13 protein-coding genes are annotated in these 16,974 nt (G+C 72.4%); 5 read left to right on the forward strand and 8 right to left on the reverse strand.

Features of this window, described 5'->3' with window-relative positions:
• Positions 1–596: 596 nt before the first annotated feature.
• Both B5Y66_RS21035 and B5Y66_RS21040 read right to left on the reverse strand, forming a co-directional pair.
• A complete protein-coding gene (locus B5Y66_RS21035; protein WP_079576567.1) occupies positions 597–1,886 on the reverse strand; it encodes an ABC transporter substrate-binding protein in 1,290 nt (429 codons plus the stop codon).
• Between the two features lie 161 nt (positions 1,887–2,047).
• On the reverse strand, positions 2,048–2,902 hold the full coding sequence (locus B5Y66_RS21040) for an aldo/keto reductase (RefSeq protein ID WP_079576568.1): 855 nt from the start codon (positions 2,900–2,902) through the stop codon (positions 2,048–2,050).
• 281 nt (positions 2,903–3,183) lie between these two features.
• Between B5Y66_RS21040 and cspE the strand changes: the two genes are divergently transcribed.
• Positions 3,184–3,387 (forward strand): transcription antiterminator/RNA stability regulator CspE, encoded by a 204-nt coding sequence (cspE, locus tag B5Y66_RS21045; protein ID WP_079576569.1) that lies wholly within the window; start codon positions 3,184–3,186, stop codon positions 3,385–3,387.
• Between the two features lie 120 nt (positions 3,388–3,507).
• A complete protein-coding gene (locus tag B5Y66_RS21050; protein WP_079576570.1) occupies positions 3,508–4,296 on the forward strand; it encodes a hypothetical protein in 789 nt (262 codons plus the stop codon).
• A gap of 151 nt (positions 4,297–4,447) precedes the next feature.
• Here B5Y66_RS21050 and B5Y66_RS21055 read toward each other — a convergent pair whose 3' ends face one another.
• The 5 genes from B5Y66_RS21055 to B5Y66_RS21075 are packed head-to-tail and all read right to left on the reverse strand — an operon-like array spanning position 4,448 to position 9,791.
• Complete coding sequence (locus tag B5Y66_RS21055; protein ID WP_079576571.1) at positions 4,448–5,455, reverse strand: Gfo/Idh/MocA family protein; 1,008 nt, start codon at positions 5,453–5,455, stop codon at positions 4,448–4,450.
• Positions 5,456–5,490: 35 nt separating this feature from the next.
• Positions 5,491–6,465 carry a Gfo/Idh/MocA family protein gene (locus tag B5Y66_RS21060; protein WP_079576572.1) on the reverse strand — a complete coding sequence of 325 codons (975 nt, stop codon included), beginning with the start codon at positions 6,463–6,465 and terminating at the stop codon, positions 5,491–5,493.
• A 37-nt stretch (positions 6,466–6,502) separates the two neighbouring features.
• Positions 6,503–7,876, reverse strand: a complete 1,374-nt coding sequence (locus B5Y66_RS21065) for an extracellular solute-binding protein (protein ID WP_079576573.1) — start codon at positions 7,874–7,876, stop codon at positions 6,503–6,505.
• Positions 7,873–8,793, reverse strand: coding sequence for a carbohydrate ABC transporter permease (locus tag B5Y66_RS21070; RefSeq protein WP_079576574.1), 921 nt, complete (start codon positions 8,791–8,793; stop codon positions 7,873–7,875). Before B5Y66_RS21070 ends, B5Y66_RS21065 begins: the two co-directional genes overlap by 4 nt.
• The gene (locus tag B5Y66_RS21075; protein ID WP_079576575.1) at positions 8,793–9,791 is read right to left on the reverse strand and encodes a carbohydrate ABC transporter permease; all 999 of its coding nucleotides are present in this window, start codon (positions 9,789–9,791) and stop codon (positions 8,793–8,795) included. Before B5Y66_RS21075 ends, B5Y66_RS21070 begins: the two co-directional genes overlap by 1 nt.
• A gap of 162 nt (positions 9,792–9,953) precedes the next feature.
• Here B5Y66_RS21075 and B5Y66_RS21080 point away from each other — a divergent pair, with 162 nt between their 5' ends.
• Positions 9,954–11,165 carry an ROK family transcriptional regulator gene (locus B5Y66_RS21080; RefSeq protein WP_079576576.1) on the forward strand — a complete coding sequence of 404 codons (1,212 nt, stop codon included), beginning with the start codon at positions 9,954–9,956 and terminating at the stop codon, positions 11,163–11,165.
• 28 nt (positions 11,166–11,193) lie between these two features.
• Here the strand turns inward: B5Y66_RS21080 and B5Y66_RS21085 are convergent, their stop codons facing one another.
• Positions 11,194–14,934: a TM0106 family RecB-like putative nuclease gene (locus B5Y66_RS21085; RefSeq protein WP_079576577.1), complete on the reverse strand. Its 3,741-nt coding sequence runs from the start codon at positions 14,932–14,934 to the stop codon at positions 11,194–11,196.
• 145 nt (positions 14,935–15,079) lie between these two features.
• On the opposite strand from B5Y66_RS21085, the gene B5Y66_RS21090 reads away from it, so the two are divergent.
• Both B5Y66_RS21090 and B5Y66_RS21095 read left to right on the forward strand, forming a co-directional pair.
• Positions 15,080–15,736: a GntR family transcriptional regulator gene (locus B5Y66_RS21090; protein WP_176168953.1), complete on the forward strand. Its 657-nt coding sequence runs from the start codon at positions 15,080–15,082 to the stop codon at positions 15,734–15,736.
• A complete protein-coding gene (locus tag B5Y66_RS21095; protein WP_217700866.1) occupies positions 15,733–16,923 on the forward strand; it encodes an MFS transporter in 1,191 nt (396 codons plus the stop codon). The genes B5Y66_RS21090 and B5Y66_RS21095 overlap by 4 nt, the downstream gene beginning before the upstream one ends.
• The last annotated feature ends 51 nt before the right edge of the window (positions 16,924–16,974 follow it).

Consider the following 16,974-nt stretch of genomic DNA (forward strand, 5'->3'; position numbering starts at 1 on the left):
CATGCACCATGCAGCACCGCGGCGGTCTCGTGACTGAACCACAGCGGCGCCCCTGTGCCTTCGGCCACCTCGCGCACCAACCCGAGGATCGCGTCCTCGTGAGAGGGGCCGGATGGCGACGTCGCCGCCGCCGAGGGCGAGCTCGAGCGCGTCCGGCACGAGAGGCGGGTGCGCGGCGTCGGCCGACCGCATCCCACGCAACGGCGAGCCGGGCGTGTTCATCGTGTCGAGGATCCTGGCGATGCGCCGGATCGCGGGGAGATGTGCAGCTTCTCTCATGGGACGACCGTCTCGCGCTGATCGTGCCGATACACCCTGCGGATCCGGCATCTGTGGAGGAGCCCGACTGGGGGCAGGCTCCGAGGCTCAGGAATTCGCGGCGCCGTCCTCGAACTACCTCGGCGAGGTCCGGACTACTTCGCCGGCACCTGAACTACCTCGCGGCGCTTTGAACTACCTCGCGGCGCTGCGAACTACCTCGGCGCGGTCCGGACCACCTCGGCACGACGACGGCGGCCCGTGTGCTCGGGTGAGCACACGGGCCGCCGTCCGCTTCGGGCGGGCTGGTCACGACGGGTCGCGACCGACCGGGAGGGTCACTCCTCGATCTTGCCCTCGATCTGACGCTCGAAGGTGTAGGTGTTGTCGGCGCCGTACTTGTAGATGCCGATGAAGGCGGACGTCGGGTCGTTCGACTCGTTGAGCGGCCCGATGCCGGACTTGCCGACGTAGTGGATCTCGTCGCCCGCCTCGAGCGCCTTGACGCCCTCCTCGAAGGTCTTCACCTCGGTGCCACCCTCTGCGCCGGAGACGGCGCGGATGTTCTGCGAGATGGTCGCGCCGTCCGTCGCCTCGCCCTTCACCGCGGCCAGCGCGGCGAGGACCGTGGCGTCGTACGACTCGGCGGAGTAGGAGAAGTCCTCGAGCTCGCCGCTCTCGTTCTCGGAGTACCAGGTCGTGAGCTGGTCACGGAAGGCCTCGTCCGCCTGCGCGCCGGGCAGCGTGCCCTGCACCCCCTCGAGGGTGCCCGGGTCGAAGTCCTCGCCGTAGTTGGAGAGGTTCCCGTCGACGAAGTACGTGGTGCCGTTGAAGTCCCAGCCCTGCGACACGAGCTCGTTGACGATCGCGGTGGTCTCCTCGAACGCGACGATCGAGATCGCGTCGGGCTTCTGCGCGAGCAGGTCGGTCACCTGGGCGCCGAAGTTGGTCTCGCCCGGTGCGAACTCGTGACCCTCGCCGTTGCCGCCGTAGACCGCCTCGCAGCCGCCGGCCTCGAGGGCCTCCTGGATGTAGTCGCGCAGGCCGTTGCCGTAGGCCTCGTTCTGCACGAGGAAGCCCACCTTGCAGTGCCCGTCGCCCATGATGAGGTCGGCGTGCGCCGGCCCCTGGACGGTGTCCGGCGGTGCGGTGCGGGCGAAGAACTCTCCGTACCCCGACAGGTCCGCCGCCGTGTTCGCGGGCGAGATCTGCATGACGCTGGCCTCGGCGAACTGGTCGACGACACCGAGGGACACGGCCGACGACGCCGCGCCGATCGCCACGGAAACGCCCTTGCCGATGAGGTCCGTCGCCGTGCTGCTCGCCACCGAGAGGTCGGTGCTGTCGCCGGAGTCGCCCCACTCGACGGTCACGTCGTTGCCGAGGACTCCGCCGGCGGCGTTGATGTCGTCGATCGCCAGGCCGACGCCGGCGATCTCGGGCGGGCCGAGGAAGGCGAGCGTGCCGGTGACCGGCAGGATCGTGCCGATCTTCAGCGGCTCGGACGAGCCGCCACCGCCCTCGGTGCTGTCGCCGCTTCCGTCGTCGGACGAGGCGCACGCCGTGAGGCCCAGGCTGAGAACTGCCGCAAGGGCCAAGCCCTTGGCGGCCGTGGTGCGTCGGATCATGCTGTTCCCCTTTTGGAGGTAGGACATTCGCGGCTCAACACCGCATTCAGTGCCGCTGAACGTAGCGAGACTGTATGTCGCCGACGTGTCGCGCGGGTCACTCCCGGCAGATCGTGACGAACCTGTTACCTGCGTCACACTCGGGCCTCCGGCGGCCCCCGTCAGTCCCGGAACTGCGTGAAGGAAGCGGTGGCCGGATCGGCCCCCGTGCGCCCCTCGACCCCTGCTTCGAGGGCGTCGATCGACGCCACCTGCTGGGGCGACAGCGCGAAGGAGAAGACGTCCAGGTTGCTGGCCTGCCGCTCGGCGGACAGCGACTTGGGGATGACGACGCGACCCTGCTGCAGGGCCCAGCGCAGCACGACCTGTGCCGGGGTGACGCCCAGGTCGACCGCCGCCGCGACCACGGCCGGCGCGTCGAGGTCGCCCCCGCGGCCGAGCGGCGAGTAGGCCTCGACGGCGATGCCGAGCTCGCGGCAGCGCTGCTGCACCTCCACCTGCTGGAAGGTGGGGTGCACCTCCATCTGGTTCACGGCGGGCACGACGTCGGTCTCCGCGACGAGCCGGTCGAGGTGCTCCACCAGGAAGTTCGACACGCCGATGGCCCGCACGGCCCCCTCGGCGAGCAGCTTCTCGAACGCGCGCCACGTCTCGACGTACAGGTCCTTGCCCGGCACCGGCCAGTGGATCAGGTACAGGTCCACCTGGTCGACGCCGAGCGCGCGGCGTGAGTCGTCGAAGGCGCGCAGCGCCTGCTCGAACCCCTGGTCGCCGTTGCGCAGCTTGGTGGTCACGAAGACGTCCTCGCGGGGCAGGCCGGACGCGCGCAGCGCGGCGCCGACGCCCGCCTCGTTGTAGTAGGCCGCGGCCGTGTCGACGTGCCGGTAGCCGAGCTCGAGCGCCTGCTCGACGTTGGCCTGCGTGCCGTCGTCGGGCACCTGGAAGACGCCGAGCCCGACCTGGGGGATCTCGACGCCGCCGGGCAGGGACAAGGAAGGGACGGGAGTGGTGGTCATGGTTCCTTTCTATCGGTCCTGCCCACCGGCACGCCCACCGCCCTGACCAGCCTGTGGACAGGGCGGGCATGAACACTGGTGCGCGTGGTCGCGCTCGCGTACCGTTGTGCCCGTTGCAGTGCCTCGCTCGTACCGGACGGTCCTCCGTCTGCGCCACGGCGGTCGCGCCGGAAGGAACGGCGCGGTCACCCGGCGGACCTTGGTTTCAAGAGTTGACGACGATTCACCGTGATGCGCGATCTCGACGGTCGAGGTCGTCGACACCTCTTGAAGGAGCAAGCATGGCCACCGGAACCGTGAAGTGGTTCAACAGCGAGAAGGGCTACGGCTTCATCGCCCCCGAGGACGGCTCGGCCGACGTGTTCGTCCACTTCTCCGCCATCCAGTCCCAGGGCTACCGGTCCCTGGACGAGGAGCAGCGCGTCGAGTTCGACGTGACGCAGGGCCCGAAGGGCCCGCAGGCGGAGAACGTCCGCCCGCTCTGATCTCACCGCACGGCCGGCTGACGCCGGTCGCGTGAGCAGCACGGCCCGCACCCCGTTCGTCGGGGTGCGGGCCGTCGCCTTTCTCGGGAACGCGGGCTCCCCGGCGATCGTTGGACCGTCATGGGATTCCTCGACCGACTCCTCGGCAGAACACCCGACGAGCGCTCCTACCACGGTGTGCCCGGGCGGCCCGACGGCGGGCGCACGCGCGCCGGTGAGGCGCCCGGCAAGCACGGCTACGCGCCGCACCCCGACCAGCAGCCCGCTGGCCGCGCGGGCGTCCCGGCGGCGCACCGCGACCCCGACGACGTCGCGGTCGAGCGATACCGCTACCTGCTGCGCACCGCCCCGCCGGACGCCGTCGAGCAGGCGCACGCCGAGGCCTTCGCCCGGCTGACGCCTGAGCAGCGGCGCCGCGTGCTCGACGACCTCGGCTCCGGGCTGCCCGCGTCCGAGCGCGCGACCTCCGACGACCCGCAGTCCCTCGCCCGCATGGCCACCCGCGCCGAGATGCGCAACCCCGGCACCCTGGAGCAGTCGTTCCGCGGCCAGGGCGGGTACGGCTCCGGGGCACGGGGCCCGGGCTTCGGGTCGATGGTCGGGGGGAGCATGCTCGGCACCGTGGCGGGCGTCGTCATCGGCTCCGCCGTCGCGAACGCCATCTTCGGCCCCGCGTTCGGCGACCCGTCGCAGGACTTCGCCGGCGACGGCGGTTCCGACGCCGGCTCCGAGGCCGGGGCCGACGGCGGGGACGCCGGCGGAGAGCCGGGCGCCGACGCCGGCGGGGACGCCGGGTACACCGAGGCGGCGGGCGCCGACCCGGGGTACGGCAGCGACACCGGGGGCGACGCGGGCGGTTTCGGTGACTTCGGTGGCGACTTCGGCGGCGGCGACTTCGGCGGGTTCTAAGGATCCTGGCGCCGTCCGCCGACCGCGGCTGGCGACACAGCGCCATCGGTCGGTGACCTAGCGAGAGACCTCCGGGTCGGGCGGGTGCTCGACGCACCCGCCCGACCCGGAGGTCTCTCGTGCCCCGCGCCGGGCACGGGCAGCGGCGTCGTCAGACGCCGAGAACGTCGACCGCCTCACCGGTGCGCGCGCTCTCGTACGCGGCGAGGATGATGCCGAGCACGGAGATCCCCTCGGCCTCGGTGTTCAACGGCCGGCGGCCGGTCTCGAGGCAGTCGACGAAGTCCGCGATCTCGGCCGCGAAGGTGTTGACGGCCTCGTGCTCGAAGACCTGCTCGTCCTGGCCCCGCAGCTTGACCCGCAGCGTCGTGCCGTCCGAGCTGAGCGACCCCTTCTCGCCGACGACGCTGAACCGGTCGGTGCCGGGCGCGGCGTCGTAGGCCCACGACGTGACCAGCTGACCGACGCTGCCGTTGTCGAAGCGCACGAGCACCTGGGCGGAGTCCTCGCCCTCCATGAACGTCAGGCGGTGGGTCGACATCATCGCGAACGCCTTGACGGGGCGCGCGCCCGCGAGGTGCATCAGCAGGTAGGTCGGGTGGTAGCCGGTGTCGATGAACTCGCCGCCGCCGCTGGTCGCGGCGTGGGCGCGCCAGCCCATGTTCTCGGGGTCGAAGTCGTTGTGGAACGAGTCCGTGGTGCGCACCTCGTACACGTCGCCGAGCACGCCGGAGTCGAGGATCTCCTTGGCCCGGGCCACGGCGGGCATGAACAGCTGGTTGTGCGCGCACATCAGGGTGACGCCGGCGGCCTCGACGGCGGCGCGCACCTCGGCCGCCTCGTCGGCGGTCAGGCACAGGGGCTTCTCGCAGAGGATGTGCTTGCCCGCCTTCGCGGCGGCGACGATCGCCGTCTTGTGCAGGTGGTGCGGCAGGCAGATGTCGACGGCGTCGACCTCCGGGTCGTTCACCAGGTCGGTGAAGTCGGCGTAGGCGCGGGCACCGGTCTCCTCGGCGCGCCGGGCGAGGGTCTCGGGCACCGCGTCGGCGATCGCGGTGACCTGCACGCGGTCGGGGATCGTGGCGTAGCCGGCGAGGTGCGCGCCCGCGATGCCGCCGGCGCCGATCAGGCCGATGCGGACGGGAGGTGTCACGGTCATGGTGGGCTCCGTTCTGTGGTGGGGAGTGGGCCGGGTCAGCGCTGCGCGGCCGCGTTCGCGGCGTCGACGAGAGCGGTCAGCGACCTGGCCCGCGGGAGGGTGTCCTCGAGGGCGACGCCCGCCCGGATCGAGTCCGCCCACTGGGCGAAGAGGATCGGCTGGTCGGCGGGCAGGTCCACGCGGGACGAGCCTGCGCCGGTGGTCAGGCGCATCACGGCGCCGCCCGCGTCGTCGGTCTCGAAGCCGTACAGCACGGAGCCCTCGGTGCCGTGGACCTCGATCGAGAACGGGCTCGCCGGCGTGACGAAGCCGGTCTCGACGACGCCGATCGCGCCGTCGGGCGTGGCGACGGTGACCGAGGCGTTGTCCTCGACGCCGCGACCGGTCTGGTCGGTGTACGTCGGGCGCACGGACGTGAACTCGTCGCCCAGGATCAGCTGGGTGAGGTAGACGGGGTGCGCCCCGAGGTCGGAGAAGGCGCCGCCGAGCGCCTCGGAGGCGTCGTAGAACCGTGCGGGCAGCCAGTCGCGGGTGGAGCCGTCGTGGGCCAGCCGGACGCGCGAGTAGGTGAGCCGGCCGAGGGTCCCGGCGTCGAGGATCTCGCGCAGGGCCAGCGTGTAGCCGTGCGTGAGCCGCGGCAGGGAGACGGTCAGCCGCACGCCCGCGTCCCGGGCGGCGTCGATGAGCTTGTCGCACTCCGCGACGGTCGGGGCGAGCAGCTTCTCGGTGAAGACGTGCTTGCCGGCGGCGACGGCCTTGCCGATCACCTCGAGGTGGTCGCTGGTGGCGGCGGTGACGGTCACGCCGTCGAGGTCCTCGCGCGCCAGCAGCGCGTCGAGGTCGGTGGTCGCCTCGACGCCGAGCCGCGCGGCGAGCTCGCGGCCCCGCTCGGCGTCGTCGTCCCAGACCGCGACGAGCTCGGTGTCGGGGTGGTCGACGGCGGCACGCCCGTACTCCTCGGCGTGCACGTGCCATGCGCTGAGCACGGCGATCCGCAGGGGTGTGGTCATCAGGTTCTGCTCCTTCAGTGGGTGTGTCGGGTGCGGATCAGCTCGGGATCACGCTGTTCTGCCCGTACGTCGCGGGCATCTGGTACCCCTCGAAGAGCGCCATCTTGGGGGCGACGCTCAGCTGGTTGTTGGCGATGACCTGCTCCGGCGTCGCCGAGCCGATGATCACCGAGCTCCGGGAGCGCTGGAGCGTGTCCCAGGCCACGGAGCCCACGGGCAGCGGCGGCCGCGACGTCGAGGTCGGCAGCATCTGCCGGAACAGCTCGGCCTTGGGGTTGTAGTGACCGGCCTGGATGGTCTTCAGGTTGGTCGGCAGGTCGCCGAGCAGCGGCTGCAGGATGCTCTGGCCCTCGTACCCCGTGTAGAACTTCATGAACTCCCAGAGGTTGCGCGTCATCTTGGCGCCCTTCGGCACCACCAGGGAGGCGCCGCCGGACCACGAGTAGGTGTCGTCGCCCTCCGCGCCGACCGGCAGCCAGGTGAACTTCAGCGGCAGCTTCGGGGCGTACTTCTCGTTGCTGCGGATGGAGAACGGGCCGGTGGTGGCCATCGCCAGCCGCTCGCTGAAGACGGCGGTCTGGCTGGGCGGGGAGTTCGGCGGCTGGTACGTCGCGAAGAAGGCGTCGGCCTTGGCGTAGGGGAACTCCTCGGCCCAGTCCGCGTACAGCTCGAACACGGACCGCCACTGCGGGGAGTCCAGCGTGACCGCCGCGGTCTCGTTCGAGTAGAGCTGCGCGCCGAGCCCGAAGGCCCAGGTGTACGGCCAGCCCTCGCCGTCCCAGGGGACGAACCCCAGGGTCTCGAAGTTGCCGCGGGAGTCGGTCGTGGTGAGCTTGCGGCTGACCTCGCGGATCTCGTCCCAGGTGAGCACGTGCTGCTCCGGGTCGAACATGTCGAGGTCGATGCCCGCCTGGCGCAGGAGGTTCTCGTTGTACATGATCCCGCGGGCGTCCGTGTTGATCGGCAGCCCGTACAGCTGCCCGTCGTACGTGAGCTCGTCGACGGCGAACTGCACCCACTGCCGGGTGAACTCGTCGACGGAGCTGTCCTCGTACTTCTCGATGAGGCCGCCGATCGGCTCGAGCAGCCCGATGGAGGCGTTCTGGACGGCGTTGAACCGGTCCATCTGCCAGACGTCCGGGGCGGTGCCGCCACGGACGGCGGTGATGATCTGGCTCATGTCCGCGACGCCGTTGCTGGGCACCTGGTTGACGTCGAGCGTGATGCCGGAGCCGGCCTTCGTGGCGTTGAAGGCCCCGATGACCTTGAGGTCCTTGTCCGCGTCAGCGGCGCCCATCCCCCAGTAGCGGATGACGGCGTCGCTCGAGGACGCGCGGGGCGCGCACGCCCCGAGGGAGAGGGCGGCGGCGGACGCCGCGGCGGCGCTCAAGAAGGTGCGGCGTGTGATCACTTGAAGCCTCCGATGGTGATGCCCCGGATGAAGTAGCGCTGGAACACGAAGAAGAGGACCAGCAAGGGGAGGATGACCAGGAACGACGCCGCCATCAGCTGGTTGAACGAGACGTCCTGCGCGTGCACGGAGCGGAACGACTGCAGGCCGATCGCGAGGGTCTGCACGCTCTCGTCCTGCAGATAGATCAGCGGGCCCATGAAGTCGTTCCACGACGCGACGGCCGCGAAGATGGCGACGGTCGTCAGCGCGGGCTTGGCCGTGGGGAACACCAGGCGCCACAGGATGGTCCACTCCCGGGCGCCGTCGATCCGGGCCGCGTCGAGCATGTCCTTGGGGATCTGCAGGAGGAACTGCCGCAGCAGGAACACGTAGAACGCCGAGCCGAACATCGCCGGGATGATCAGCGGGAACATGGTGTTGACGAGCCCGAGACGGGCCCACATGTCGAACATGGGGATGAGCGTCACCGGGAACGGCAGGAAGAGCGTCGCGATCACCAGGTAGAACATGAGGTCCCGACCCGGCCACTTCAGGCAGGCGAAGCCGTACGCGACGATGAAGTTCGAGATCACCGAGAAGAGCACGACCGAGATCGTGATGATCGCGGAGTTCATGAAGAAGTGCAGGAACGGCATCGCCGTCACGGCGTCGACGAAGTTGCTGAACTGCCAGGACTCGGGGATGAACGTCGGCGGGAACTTCGCGAGCTCCTCGTCCGACTTCAGCGACGAGATGATCATCCAGTACAGCGGCAGCAGGAAGAGGACCGACAGCACCACCATCACCGTGCGCGCGATCAGCGTGGAGTACCACGGGCGGCGCGTCCCGTCGGCCCGCCGGTTCAGCTGATCGGCGTCCGCGGAACGGGAAGGGGCCTGCCTCCTGGGAGATTCCGTACGGACCGTCGTGCTCATCAGGAGGCCTCCACGTCGTAGTTCACGAACCGGCGCGAGCACCAGAAGATCAGCAGGGCCATGGCGAGGCCGGCCAGGAACAGCAGCACCGCCAGGGCGGAGGCATATCCGAGCTCCGCGAATCCGAAGGCGTTCTTGTAGAGGTACATCATGTAGAACAGCGCGCCCGCGTCGGGGTCGCCGGTGCCGTTGGTGACGATGTACGCCTCGGTGAAGACCTGGAGGGCGCCGGAGACGCCGGTGATCAGGTTGAACAGGAGCACCGGGGTGAGCAGCGGCAGCGTGATCGACAGGAACTGGCGCATCGGGCCGGCGCCGTCCACGCGCGCCGCCTCGTAGACGGTCCTGGGGACGTTGCGCAGCCCGGCGAGGAAGATCAGGGCCGCGTTCCCCGCGCCGAGCTGGGCCATCAGGATGATGGCGATCTTGACCCCGGTCGGGTCGCCCAACAGGTTCACGTTGGACTCGCCGAAGAGGTTCAGCACCTGGTTGAACGCCCCGAACTGCGGGTTCAGGAACACGATGAAGATGAACGACATCGCGAACGCGGGGATCAACGACGGGGCGTAGAAGATCGTGCGGTACCACGCGACCTCGCGGACGTTCTGGTTCATCGCGAGCGCGAGCGTGAGCGCGACGACGAGCCCGAGCGGCACGGCGATGAGGGCGAAGAACAGCGTGTTCCCCGCCGCCTTGCCGACCAGCGGGTCGGCGAACGCGGTGACGTAGTTCCCCACCCCCACCCAGGTCGGGGCACCCATGCCGGAGTAGCGGGTGAAGCTGAGGTAGATCGAGTAGCCGACCGGGTAGACGACGAAGACCAGGATCCCGATGAGCCAGGGCGAGATGTACTTCAGCCCGAGGGCCAGGTCGCGCCGGTCCGACCGCGAGAGCCGATGACGGCGGCGCTGCGGTGGACTGGCGGTCGCGTCCTTCTCCACCTCGTCTGGTGGTGCTGCCCCAGAGGGGGCCCTGGCCGTCAGTCCGGTCGCAGTCATCGCTCTCCCTTCGGTACGGCGACGGAACGTCGTCCGTCGTGTCATGGACGCGGACCGCAGCACCGAGAGGGTGACGTGGACCACTGTGTCCGACGCGGCGAACATTACTCACACCAATGGATATATTCAAAGAGGCATGATGGGGCCGGCGGAAGGAGAGCGATGCGTGCGACGACGATGCCGCAGGTGGGGGCTCGGAACGAGCTCGTCGTGCTGCGGGCGATCCGGGTGTCTCCGGAGGGGGTCGACCAGTCGAGCCTGATGGAACGCTGCGGCCTCTCGCGCCAGGCGGTCTCGCAGATCACACGGCGGCTGATCGAGCGCGGGCTGGTTCGTGCGGCACCGGTGCACACGAACCGACCCGGCAAGCCCGCGCTGTCGATGCGGGTCGAACCCCGCGCGATGCTCGCCGCCGGGGCCCATCTGGACCCCGCGCACATCACGGTCACCGTGGTCGACATGCTCGCCCGCCCGATCCTGAAGCGGTTCCTCGCGCCGCCCTGCCAAGACCCGGCCGCCGACGTGGAGCGCATCGGTGCGGCCCTGGACGAGATGCTCCACGAGCTCGGTGCCGCCGTGCCGGACGGGCAGGACGAGCAGGTGCACAGCGGGATCCAGGGGATCGGCGTCGCGGTGCCCGGGGGCATCGACGCCGCGCACGGAAGGATGCTCGATCCCCCGTGGCTGCCCGGGTGGCGTGGCGTGCCGCTGCTCGATCTGATCCGGGAACGGACGGGGCTGCCCGCCGTCCTCGACAAGGACACCAACGCCGCGCTCACGGCCGAGTGCTGGCCGGGCCGGTTCGCCGCGCAGGAGACGGTCCTCTACCTGTACGTCGGCGCCGGCGTGGGATCGGCCGTGGCGGGCGACGGCACCATCCACCGCGGCAGCACCGTCCAGGCGGGAGAGATCGGCCATCTCCCGACGGGCATGGACGACACCAGGTGCGCCTGCGGCCGCATGTCGTGCCTCATGCTCTACACGGACATGGACCGCTTCCTGGAGAAGGTGCGGCGGGCCGGTGTGCCGGTGGAGTCGCACGCCCGCACGACGACGGCACTCGACCTGGTGCAGCAGCGGGCGCGCGGCGGCGACGACGTCGCCCGGCGCCTGATCGAGGAGTATGGGACGGCACTGGGTGAGGCCGCGCGCACGCTGATCAGCATCCACGATCCGCACCGCGTCGTCATCGGCGGCCCCTACTGGGGGTATCTGGCCGAGCACGCCACACCCCAGGTGGCGCGGGGTGCACGGCGCTCACGGGGCGGCTCGCACGAGGTCTCCGTGGCCTCGTCGACCTTCGGGGACGACGTCGGGGCCATCGGCGCCGCCACGCTCTTCCTCGAGCGGAAGCTCTCCCCCGCCACCACCTGACGACGCGCGGCCTCGGCCGGCGCCCGCCTCACGCCAGGTCGGTACCGCCGGCCGCCCGCTCGCACAGCCCGAGGAACGCCCCGAGCCGACCCAGCCCTTCGGGCGTGTGCGGCAGATAGTCGGTCAGCTCCGGCGACCGTACGACGATCGCGCACCACTGCCCACGTGAGACCGCCACGTTGATCCGGTGCCGGGAGAGCAGGAAGCCGGTGCCGCGCGGCACGTCGTGCGGCGACGACGCAGCCAGGGTGACGATCGCGACGGGCGCTTCGGTGCCCTGGAACCGGTCGACGGTGCCCACGCGCACGCCGCCCAGGCCGGCGGCATCGAGCGCGCGGCGCACGGCCCACACCTGGGCGTTGTAGGCGGCGAGCACGACGACGTCGCCCGGCTCGAGCGGCCGCGGGGTGTGCCCGGCCCCCGGCGTCCACGCCCGGCCGACGACGTCGGACGCCTGCCGCACCACCTCCTGCGCCTCCTCGGGCGAGGCGACCCCGCGCCCCTGGTGGCGCACGGGCACGTGGTGCACCCCGGGAGCCACGCCTTCGAGCCGCCGCCCGGCGGCGGTGTCGTGGGCCTGCAGCCGCCCCTCGTACGCGAGCTGCGACACCGCCTCGCACAGGGCGGGATGCATGCGCCACGACCGCGCCAGGAAGTAGCCCAGCCCCGGCGGCAGCACGTCGCGGCCGTCCGCGAGCCAGCCGAGCGCCGACCGGTCCACCGGCTCGGGATGCCGGCCCCGGCTGACCTGCGGCAGCTGCTGCGGGTCGCCGAGCAGCAGCAGGCGCCGCGCCGACCGCGCCACCGCGACGGTGGCGGCGAGCGAGAACTGCCCCGCCTCGTCCACCACCAGCAGGTCGAGGTCCTCCTCGGGCCACCGTCCCGGGTGGGCGAAGTCCCAGGCCGTGCCGCCGACGACGCCGGGGCCGCGGCGCGAGAACTCGGCCAGGTCGTCTCCCGACAGCTCCGCGCACAGGGCGGTGGGCGACGGGGCGTCGGCCTGCTTCTTCCTGGCGACCCGGTCGGCGGGGACCCCCGCCTTCTCGACGACGGCGCGCAGCATGTTCTCGACCGCGGCGTGCGACTGCGCGACGACGCCGACGCGCCACCCCTCGGCCACCAGCTCGGCGATGACGTGCGAGCCGACGTGGGTCTTGCCGGTGCCGGGCGGCCCCTGCACCGCGAGGTACGAGCGGTCGAGGTCGCGCGTCGCCGCCAGGACCGCGGCGGTGAAGTCGTCGCCGACGACGTCGGGCAGCGGGCCCCCGTCGGCCAGGCGCGGGGGCCGTCGGCGCAGCAGGTCGGCGGCGGGGCCGTCCGGCAGCGCGCGGTCGGCGTCCCAGGCCGCCAGCGCCTGCCGCGCCACCTCCTCGAGCGCCTGCTCCTGCGGGTCCGCGCGCGGCCCGCTGGACGGGGTGAGAGCCATCGGCAGGTCGGCGAAGGTCTCCGCGCCGACACGCACCTGCTCACGCAGCAGCAGCACGTCCCGCTCGCCCGTCTCCGTCTCCCGGCGCACCGCGTCGACGATCGTCGCGCCGCCGTGGAAGCCGCGCACCGCATTCGCGGGCACGGTCACCGCGTCGGGCGCAGGGTCGTCGTAGAGGACGAACGGCACGGCCCCGACGGCGAGCTCGGAGCCCTCGGACAGCCGCCCGACCAGCTCCAGCACGCGTGCCGGTGCGCGACGCCCGTCCTCCACGGCCCAGTCCTGGAGCACCGACGCACGTTCCACGTGGAACGTGTTGCGGCGGCCCTGCCACTCGTCCGTCGGCAGCTCGAGCCGCGAGTAGTGCTCGTGCCAGAACGGCTTGCTCTCGCGGCGCCAGTACCCGAGAGATGCGCCGATCATCGCGAGCGCCTGGGCCTCGTCGTCGCGGGAGCCGCGGTCCTCGCCGACCCGCTCGCGGACCTCGGCCTCCAGCGCCAGCCGCCGCTCACGGGCCTCGCGGGCCGCCGCCTGCCGGGGCGTCTCCTCGGCGGGGGTGGTCTCGACAGGCTCGACCGACGGACCCGACGGTCGAGCTTGTCGGAACCGGGCCTCGACCGGCTCGACCGTCGACGCGCGGGCATCGACGACGTCGGCCGCGCCGCGGAGCCAGTCGAGCAGTCGCAGGGTGGAGAGGCAGTCGTACCGGTTGTAGTCCGCGATGTCGCGCAGCAGTGCGTCCGCCTCGTCGGTGCGCCCGCCGTCGCGCAGGGCCGTGTACTCGGCGTACGCGACGATGGACGCCGCCGCGGTGGTGACACCCGAGCGCAGCTCGTCGCCCATGTAGAGCGGCTCGAGCTTCTTGATCGACTTCGAGCGGTCCGAGATCCGCAGCGACGACCGCACGACGGCGTAGAGGTCCACCAGCACGCCGTCGCGCAACAGCTGGTCCACCTCCTCCTCGTAGACCCCGTGGCGGGCGGCGATGGACAGCAGGTGCACCCGCTCGTACGACGCGTAGTGGTAGACGTGCAGGTCCGGGTACCGCCGTCGGCGCTCGGCGAGGTAGTCCACGAAGTCGATCAGCGCCTGCCGCTCCTGCGCCAGGTCGTGGGCCCAGAAAGCCCGGAACGGCGGCGCCTCCCCCGCGGCGTCGGGCCGCTCGACCAAGCCGAAGAGGTAGTCCAGCCCGGTCTGCTGGCCCCACTGCTCCCCCTGCGGGTCGGACCACAGCGGGTCGCCCTCGAAGTCGAAGAAGACGTCGCCGGGGCTGGGCGGCGGCAGCCGGTGCACGGCCGACGTGTCGGGCAGCGACCAGCGGATGACGGCGGGCTCGCCGTGGTCGTCGTAGGCGACCTCGCCGTCGCCGGCGCTGGTGCCGAGCTGCAGCCGCGCCTGCTCGCGCACCCGCTCGAAGCTCCGGGCGGGCATCCCCTGCGGCGGCTCCTCGGCGGCCGCGAGCGCGTCGATCGTCGTGATGCCGCCCGCGACCAGGCGCGCGCGCTGGGCCTCGTACACCCCGCCCACCAGCAGCACGTCGCGGTGGGCCGCCGCCTGCTCGGCGCACGACTCGCACCGACCGCAGGCGGTGAACCGCTCGTCGCCCCACGCGAGCGAGCCGTCGTCGGCCCGGTGGGCGGCGACGACCTCCCGGAGCCGGGCGCGGCGCTGCTGGAGCACGGGCAGCAGCTCCGCGAGCCTGTGGGAGCTGGTGACACGCGTGCCGAGCACCAGGTGCACGGCGTCCGTCGGGTCGACGTGCGCGGCGGCGAGCTGGTCCGCGTACGCCGCGAGCTGGAGCAGCGCCGTGACCTTGGCCCGGCGGGCGAGCTTGGTGTCGAGCACCGCGTACCGCGGCAGCGCGGGGCCCGCGTGCCCGCCGGGGCGGCCGGGGCCGACGTCGGGGTCCCCGAGCGGGTCGCGCACGAGGAAGTCGGCGCGCCCGTGGAGCTCGCCGTCGAAGAAGGAGGCCTGCGCCACGACGTCGGCGCCCGCCTCGATCGCCGCCAGGGTCGCGCCGTGCGCCGCCTCCAGCGCCTCCCGGGCGGGCCGCGCCGCGGGCTCGACCTCGACCACGCCGCCCGGCCCGCCGGTGGACCGTCCGAAGCGGGCCACGTACTCGTCCAGCACCCGGCGCTCGTGCGCGTCGCCCAGCGCGGCGGTGCGCTCGAGCATGGCGTCGGCCGCGCGCTCCCGGCGCGGCACGCGGCCGAGCAGCTCGTCGAGCCTGCGCAGGAGCCGGAACTCGCACTCGGCGGCGACGACCAGGTCGCTCACGGAGTGCACCACCGCGGGCTCGCCCATGGGCTGGGAGGCGGTGCCGGGTGCGTCGAGGAGGAACATGCCCCCGGTCTACCAGCGGCGACCGACACGCTCTCCGGTGGTCGAGCCTGTCGAAAGCACGGCCCTGGGTTTCGACAGGCTCCACCAGCGGGCCCGTCTTCCGTCGTCTTGCATGCAAGTTGGATGCAAGCGTAGGTTGCCTCGGGTGACAGAGCCCTCCGCCTCCTCCGCGCCGCCCCTCAGCGCCGCCGAGCGCGCGTACCAGCACACCAAGGCGAAGATCCTCTCGGGCGAGGTCCCCGGCGGCCGGCTCCTGTCGGAGGGCGACGTCGCGGCGGAGCTCGGCATCAGCCGCACCCCCGTGCACGAGGCGTTCCTGCGCCTCGACGCCGAGCGGCTGCTCGCCGTCGCGCCCCGCCGCGGCGCCGCCGTCCTGCCCATGGCACCCGACGAGGCGCGCGACGTGCTCGAGATGCGCGAGGCCATCGAGCTGTCCACCGCCCGGCGGGCGCTGGCGCACGGCGCCCCGGCGACCGCCGTCCTCGGCCCGCTGCACGCCAACGTCGAGGCGCAGCGGGCGGCGGCCGCGGCCGGCGACGTCGACGCCTTCGTCCGGGCGGACGGCGAGTTCCACGCCCTGCTCGTGGCGGCGGCGCGCAACCAGACCGCCGTCCAGCTCTACGACCTGCTGCGCGACAAGCAGCACCGGCTGCGCGCCCAGCTGCTGCACGTCGGGGCCGAGCAGGTCGCCTCGTCCCTGGCCGACCACGAGGCGATGCTCGCCGCCGTCGAGGACGGCGACGCGGACGCCCTGTGCGACCTCGTGCACGAGCACGTCCGGCGCCACCGGGGCATCCTGTGAGGCGCCCCTGGCTCGGCGCATTCGCGGCGCTGTTCGTCTCGTCGTGGGCCGGCAACCAGTTCACCCCGGTGCTGCTCATGTACGAGCAGGTGCAGGGCTACGGCGACGCGACGGTCAACGCGTTCCTCGGCGTCTACGTGCTCGGCCTCGCGCCCGCGCTGCTCGTCGCCGGGACGCTGTCCGACCGGTACGGGCGCCGTCCCGTGATGCTCGTCGGGACGGTGTGCGGCATGGCCGCCAGCGCGGTGCTGGCGCTCGGCGTCCTCGGCCCCGTGCCCATCTACGTGGGACGGCTGCTCGCGGGGATCACCGTGGGGACGGCGACGTCGGTCGGGACGAGCTGGATCAAGGAGCTCTCGCAGATCCCCTACGACCGGGAGGCGGACGCCGGGTCCGGGGCGCGGCGCGCGTCCCTGGCGTTCACCCTCGGGTCCGGTCTCGGCGCCCTCGTCGCGGGCGCGCTCGCACAGTGGGGGCCGTGGCCGGAGGTGCTGCCGTTCGCCGTGCACCTGGTCGTGACGGCGCCGTTCCTCCTGGTCGTGCTGCGGACGCCGGAGACGCGCGCGCTCGGCGGCGCGACCGGGCCCTGGTGGCGCGGGCTGCAGGTGCCGCCCGCGGGCCACCGCCGGTTCACGCGTGTCGTCGCAGTCGTCGCGCCGTGGATCTTCGTGGTCGCGGCGCTCACCTACGGTTACGCCCCCGTGCTGCTGCGCGAGCAGACGCAGGGCCTCGGCGTGGCGTACGCGACGCTGCTCACCGTGGTCGCGCTCGGGGTGGCCGCCGTGGTGCAGCCCGCCGCCAAGCGGCTCGACGCCGTCGACTCCGCACGCGGGCTGGCCGTCGCCGCCGGGGCGCTGACCCTCGCGGTGGCCTGCGTCGGGCTGGTCGTCGCGACGGGCTCCCTCTGGTGGGGCGTGGGCGCCGCCGTCGTGGGCGGCGCGGGCATGGGGATCGGCCTGTCGTCGGGGCTGCTCGAGGTGCAGCGCATCGCCGGCCCGCGCCATCTCGCCGGCCTCACGGGCGTCTTCTACGCCGTCGCCTACGCCGGGTTCCTCACGCCCGCGATCATGGCGGCCATCACCCCGCCGTTCACGACGTCGCAGCTCTTCGCCGTCCTCGTGGGGCTCGGCGCGGTGTCCACGGGCATCGTCGTCGCGCACTACCGCAAGCACCTGCCGGGCTCCTGACCCCCGCCCCGGGGAGCACGTCACGGCGTCCGGCCCCGTCCGGGGGCAGGA

Source organism: Krasilnikoviella flava (assembly GCF_900167525.1).
In the GTDB taxonomy this organism is placed as follows: domain Bacteria; phylum Actinomycetota; class Actinomycetes; order Actinomycetales; family Cellulomonadaceae; genus Isoptericola; species Isoptericola flavus.

Coding starts and splice junctions, on each gene's coding strand:
- B5Y66_RS21055 (WP_079576571.1), bottom strand. CDS start 5,455: ATGACCGTGACACCTCCCGTCCGCATCGGCCTGATCGGCGCCGGCGGC.
- B5Y66_RS21085 (WP_079576577.1), bottom strand. CDS start 14,934: ATGTTCCTCCTCGACGCACCCGGCACCGCCTCCCAGCCCATGGGCGAG.
- cspE (WP_079576569.1), top strand. CDS start 3,184: ATGGCCACCGGAACCGTGAAGTGGTTCAACAGCGAGAAGGGCTACGGC.
- B5Y66_RS21050 (WP_079576570.1), top strand. CDS start 3,508: ATGGGATTCCTCGACCGACTCCTCGGCAGAACACCCGACGAGCGCTCC.
- B5Y66_RS21040 (WP_079576568.1), bottom strand. CDS start 2,902: ATGACCACCACTCCCGTCCCTTCCTTGTCCCTGCCCGGCGGCGTCGAG.
- B5Y66_RS21070 (WP_079576574.1), bottom strand. CDS start 8,793: ATGAGCACGACGGTCCGTACGGAATCTCCCAGGAGGCAGGCCCCTTCC.
- B5Y66_RS21075 (WP_079576575.1), bottom strand. CDS start 9,791: ATGACTGCGACCGGACTGACGGCCAGGGCCCCCTCTGGGGCAGCACCA.
- B5Y66_RS21060 (WP_079576572.1), bottom strand. CDS start 6,465: ATGACCACACCCCTGCGGATCGCCGTGCTCAGCGCATGGCACGTGCAC.
- B5Y66_RS21080 (WP_079576576.1), top strand. CDS start 9,954: ATGCGTGCGACGACGATGCCGCAGGTGGGGGCTCGGAACGAGCTCGTC.
- B5Y66_RS21035 (WP_079576567.1), bottom strand. CDS start 1,886: ATGATCCGACGCACCACGGCCGCCAAGGGCTTGGCCCTTGCGGCAGTT.